We start from the raw sequence: 4,691 nt of genomic DNA on the forward strand, positions 1-4,691 counted from the left end.
GAAATCGCCGCGGCTCGCACGTCAAGAAATACGCAATCCGTGCTCATCTCCGCATGCTCGACGACGAAACCTGCCGGCACCAGTCTCGTCGACCCGAATCTCCGTTCCATCGCGCTGATTCCCTCTCGAAAATTGCGCGACATCAGCCTTCACATGCAGCGAAAGTGAGTCAGAGCCTAATCGGGGCCCCTTATCTTCGCACAAAAGACCGTTTCGACGAAAGTCACCCCTCAAACAAGGTCCTCATTCCATGAAAATCACACCTGCCAGACAGCCTGGCGACATCGAAGGTCACTGCCCTTAGCTGCGGGCACGGGAATTCATCGTCGGTGAAGCCGAATGGGCCCTGCCTCAGCAGGATATCGAGCTTTGCCAGTATGCCGGCTAGGGATGAAGCTGGCTGGGCATACAGGCGAGCTGCCAGCACCTGTTCGTGTTCTGCGGCTGAGGCTTCATCCTGCAGCGCGGCCGAATAGCCGCTCTTGACAATTGCAGCCTCCCATCGGGCCTGATGGGCGGCAAGCGCGGCTTTGGCCCGTTGGCACGAGGGAGAGTTATCATCGAAGAAGGCTTCGATCTCCGCTGCCGAGAAGGCAGTCATGGTCCCCTGCCCTGTCCTGGAGTGCAACACCACCTGGGGAAAGCCGATCGTCTCCAGCAATCTGCGTTCCAGCCGCTGCTGACGCCGGCACATGTGCAATGTGCGCGCATGGGCCTTTCGCCATACCCGCCACTCCGAGACAACATCATCTGTATTGGCTTGCCTCTTGCCGCTGCCCTGCCCTGCGGCTGCGCTCAAGAGCTGTCGCCGGATGACGACAGGCAGACTCATGCTATGGTCGGCATCAACCATGATCCGAGCTCCTCAACAGCTTGGTTGTGGCCAGGCCGGACGATATGTTCCCGCATGTCGTTCGGTCGCTAAGGTTTTTCTAACCTACCCTCTAACGCAGCAATACACAATAGAAATCACTACAGTGTTGTGATATGACTCCAGTTCAATGTAGAATGGCCCGGGTAGGTCTTGGTTGGGGCGTGCGCGATCTGGCCCAAAAAGCGCGGGTATCCACACAAACGATAACACGCTTCGAAAAGGGCGAGGAACTCAGAGCTGCCACTCTTGAAGCACTACGTCAGGCTTTAGAAGAAGGCGGCGTCGAATTCATCCCTGGCAACGGGGGTGGGCCTGGCGTCAGGATGAAAAAGTAAGGCACAGCTGCCGTCGAGCGCGCCTGGGATGGAATAATACAGATGCATGAGCATTCCAGCTTGATGAGATCGAGCCTTGCCCACCTGCCGGACAAGAAGCAGCGGGAACTGGCCCGGGTGGTCGAAATACTCTTGGAGGAATTCGAGGATGCCCTGTGCGGTGGCAGTGCCTACTTCAAGAAGAAGGGCCGCATCCTCAAGATCATCCTGTTTGGTTCCTATGCCCGCGGGGACTGGGTCGACGAACCGCACACGATGAAGGGCTATCGATCGGACTATGATCTGCTGATCGTCGTCAACAATCGCAAGCTCACCGACTTCGCCGCCTATTGGTCGACGGCCAGGGAACGTCTCTTGCGGGACCGGGGCGTGAAGACACCGACGAGCTTTATCGTCCATTCGCGAAGGGAGGTGAACATGGCACTACGCGAGGGCCAGTATTTCTATTCAGACATCCGGCGCGAGGGCATTGTTCTCTACGAGCTCGACGATGAGCCGCTGGCGGAGCCGAAACTGCTCACCGCGAAACAAGCCTACAGCATAGCTCAGGAGTATTTTCTCGAACGGCTCCCTGCAGCCCTAGAGTTTCAAGCCACGTCCGAATTTGCTTCCGAACATGGTTGGATCAAACGTTCTGCCTTTTTGCTCCATCAGTCGCTAGAAAGCCTTTACTCGACGGTCCTCCTCACGCTTACCAACTACAGTCCACCTTCACACAACCTGCAGTTCCTTCGCGCCCTTGCCGAAGATCAGGACCGGCGTCTGACGGAGATCTGGCCACGCGATCAGCGTCGCTATGTTGCCTGGTTCAACACGCTGAACGAGGCCTATGTGAAGGCGCGCTATTCCAAGCACTACGACATCAGCGTGGAAGCGCTTGCCTGGCTGAGCGACCGCACGGCCGAATTGCACAACCTGGTCGAACAGATTTGTCAGGAACATCTCGCCAAACTGCAGCAGGCGGCCAGTTAATAACCTTCGCATTATGTCTCCAGAAGCCGACATACCTAAGCTGAGCATGGAACGTCGCATGGGGAGCCGAGAGGCGGCCGCATTGTTGATGAAGGTCAAAGCACCACGATAACATGGCTTCCTTTACGGGCAGAAACACGTCGACGGTTACTTTGGAGGCCCCTGGGCGAACGGAAGCATCGTTGAGGTCACCACCAACGAATTGAGGGAGATAGTGAATTCAAGATCCAGTTTGCGCGGATCGTCGTCGATCCGTTGGCCATCGATCGGATTTGAGGCGGTCAACGGCTGCCTTCGGGAAGTTCCGTCGACTCACCACGCGAGGACCGGGCGTTCGTACTATGAGCCCCGGCATGCAGGCGGTAATTTGCAGTATAGTGCCCGAGCGCAGACTCTCATCTAGAAATCTCACCCAGCTGCGCGCGAAATGCTAACGCGATAGAGCTATGCCCATCATCGGTGTCATCTCTGATACCCATGGTCTTCTGCGTGACGAAGCGATCAAACTGTTGGATGGTGTCGACCACATCATCCATGCCGGTGATATCGGAAAGCCCGAAATTGTCAGGCGGCTTGAAGCCATAGCGCCCGTTGCGGCGATCCGCGGGAATATCGATGTCAATTCATGGACGTTGAGATATCCTGAAACCCTGCGTCTGGAATTGTTCGGTCGCAGCATCTTCGTCATCCATGATCAAAAGGGGCTCACAATCTGCCCAAGCGAGGAAGGTACCGACATGGTCATCTTCGGCCACTCGCATCGTCCAAGCATCGAGACAACCGACGGCGTCATCTACCTGAATCCAGGCAGCGCCGGGCCACGCCGCTTCCGGTTGCCAGTGACTTTGGCCCTGGTGGAAGTTCTGGACGGCATCCTGCTTCCGAAGATCCACCACCTTGAATAGCTGGTGCGATACCGAGAGCATGACCCGTCCATCGATCCGATCGACACATCATCTCTACGGCGAGGTCAGGACGGAAGAACGGTTTGGCTATACGCTTCTCTGGGGCGAGAATGGACCGAAACATGCTGCGCGCCTAGACCTTATGTTCGCGGTGGCTTCGCCTCGCGAGGATAGGTTGCGATGTTCGACTGGCTGATCGTTGGGGCCGGGTTCGCCGGCAGTGTGCTAGCAGAGCGTATCGCTTCCCAGCGCAAGGAACGAGTGCTGATCATCGACCGGCGCAACCACGTCGGTGGCAACGCCTATGCACGCGCGACGAACAGCTGCGATGGCTGATCGAGAGCTGGGAGGCTGCACGTGCCGTCCGCTGCCAGGGAATGGACTTGCGCGCGGTCACAGCCTGGGCGCTCTTTGGCATGGTCGATTGGAATTCCATGCTGTTGCGTCGCGAATGCCATTACGAAAACGGCGCCTTCGATGTCCGCCGCGGGGCACCCCGCCCAACGGCCCCGTCGCGTGCGATTGCGAAGCTTGCGGCTGGCGAGGCCTATGACCGTCCGGCCATCGATCGTCCAGGATGGTGGCGGGCTGACAGCCAACTGTCCCGACCGGTTCGGCCGCTTCTGCTTTCTGGCAGAGGAGAAATGCGAGTTATCCTTCAAGATTGCTGCAAAGCACGAAGGCTCGCCGTCATCAGCGACGATTTTCGTTCGGCCGATCAGCCGTTACCCGCGCCGGCCTGGTCCTCCATCTATGCGTCGCCAGCAAGGCCAGAGGAACCCACCTTGCGCCTGGAATGCCGATATGCGGAGGGGGGTCTGCTCGATCTCGAGGCCGAAGGCACGATCCGCATTGCGTTGCCAATGCTTGTCTTGATCTGCTCATCGACGATTGCCGAGGCTTGGTAAGATTGCTGAACGTCCGCCCCGCCAACCAATATGAGCTGTCCGTGGCCGCATGGTAGTCGGCGGCGCAGGCATAGGCCCCCACCCCGGAACAAAGGCGGCTTGCATTTGTTTGGAATGAAATTCGATCAGTGATGGCAAAATGATTGGTTTGAGACTTGGCGGGGGCGCCCAATCAACGAACCATGACATATCCCGGACGGAGCCTGATATGACGCACGAAAAGCAAACTTCCGACGAGGCCGATAAGCAGCGGTCCATTCAGAGCCATATCGACGCCAGGGACAAGTCCGAAGGCAAGGCCAACGGAACCGGCGGTGCTATGCAGGCGGGTGCTCGCCACTATCCGGAGCCGCCTTTTCCAAAGCAGCACCAACGCAAGCCGGGAGACGAAGCCGAGGTCGAGCCAGCCCCGTTATATGACGCGCCCTATTACGCCGGCTCGGGAAAACTGGATGGGAAAGTGGCAATCATCACCGGGGGCGATTCTGGTATTGGCCGCGCCGTAGCTGTTCTGTTTGCACGGGAGGGCGCTGATATCGCGGTTGTCTATCTGGAAGAGGACAAGGATGCCGAACAGACTAGGCCGTGTGGACGAATTTGATCAAGCATAGTCCGGCGGCGAAGCTTACGATGGAGCGGAAGTTCCGTGCGGTCTTTTCGCAGCGCAGGGCGACGCGTTTGAAGCGCTTGAGCCGGC

General features: G+C 57.9%; 5 protein-coding genes and 2 pseudogenes. 6 read left to right on the top strand and 1 reads right to left on the bottom strand.

The window, feature by feature from the left end:
* Nucleotides 1–223: 223 nt before the first annotated feature.
* The gene (locus EET67_RS25040; protein ID WP_128628880.1) at nt 224–853 is read right to left on the bottom strand and encodes a hypothetical protein; all 630 of its coding nucleotides are present in this window, start codon (nt 851–853) and stop codon (nt 224–226) included.
* Between the two features lie 155 nt (nt 854–1,008).
* Here EET67_RS25040 and EET67_RS25045 point away from each other — a divergent pair, with 155 nt between their 5' ends.
* The 6 genes and pseudogenes from EET67_RS25045 to EET67_RS25070 all read left to right on the top strand — a co-directional run.
* On the top strand, nt 1,009–1,209 hold the full coding sequence (locus EET67_RS25045; RefSeq protein ID WP_128628881.1) for a helix-turn-helix domain-containing protein: 201 nt from the start codon (nt 1,009–1,011) through the stop codon (nt 1,207–1,209).
* A gap of 63 nt (nt 1,210–1,272) precedes the next feature.
* Nucleotides 1,273–2,181, top strand: coding sequence for a nucleotidyltransferase and HEPN domain-containing protein (locus EET67_RS25050; protein WP_128628885.1), 909 nt, complete (start codon nt 1,273–1,275; stop codon nt 2,179–2,181).
* A gap of 446 nt (nt 2,182–2,627) precedes the next feature.
* On the top strand, nt 2,628–3,086 hold the full coding sequence (locus tag EET67_RS25055) for a metallophosphoesterase family protein (RefSeq protein WP_128628882.1): 459 nt from the start codon (nt 2,628–2,630) through the stop codon (nt 3,084–3,086).
* Between the two features lie 180 nt (nt 3,087–3,266).
* Nucleotides 3,267–3,398, top strand: a pseudogene (locus EET67_RS25060) (NAD(P)-binding protein); the annotation flags it as partial.
* Nucleotides 3,399–3,469: 71 nt separating this feature from the next.
* Nucleotides 3,470–3,994 (top strand): hypothetical protein, encoded by a 525-nt coding sequence (locus EET67_RS25065; protein ID WP_128628883.1) that lies wholly within the window; start codon nt 3,470–3,472, stop codon nt 3,992–3,994.
* 208 nt (nt 3,995–4,202) lie between these two features.
* Nucleotides 4,203–4,577: pseudogene (locus tag EET67_RS25070) on the top strand (SDR family NAD(P)-dependent oxidoreductase); the annotation flags it as partial.
* Nucleotides 4,578–4,691: the final 114 nt, after the last annotated feature.

The sequence above is a fragment of the Borborobacter arsenicus genome (assembly GCF_003934165.1).
Lineage (GTDB): Bacteria > Pseudomonadota > Alphaproteobacteria > Rhizobiales > Rhizobiaceae > Pseudaminobacter > Pseudaminobacter arsenicus.

Excerpts from the sequence above, each read along its gene's own strand:
- EET67_RS25050 (WP_128628885.1), top strand. The coding sequence starts at position 1,273 with ATGAGATCGAGCCTTGCCCACCTGCCGGACAAGAAGCAGCGGGAACTG.
- EET67_RS25045 (WP_128628881.1), top strand. The coding sequence starts at position 1,009 with ATGGCCCGGGTAGGTCTTGGTTGGGGCGTGCGCGATCTGGCCCAAAAA.
- EET67_RS25040 (WP_128628880.1), bottom strand. The coding sequence starts at position 853 with ATGGTTGATGCCGACCATAGCATGAGTCTGCCTGTCGTCATCCGGCGA.
- EET67_RS25055 (WP_128628882.1), top strand. The coding sequence starts at position 2,628 with ATGCCCATCATCGGTGTCATCTCTGATACCCATGGTCTTCTGCGTGAC.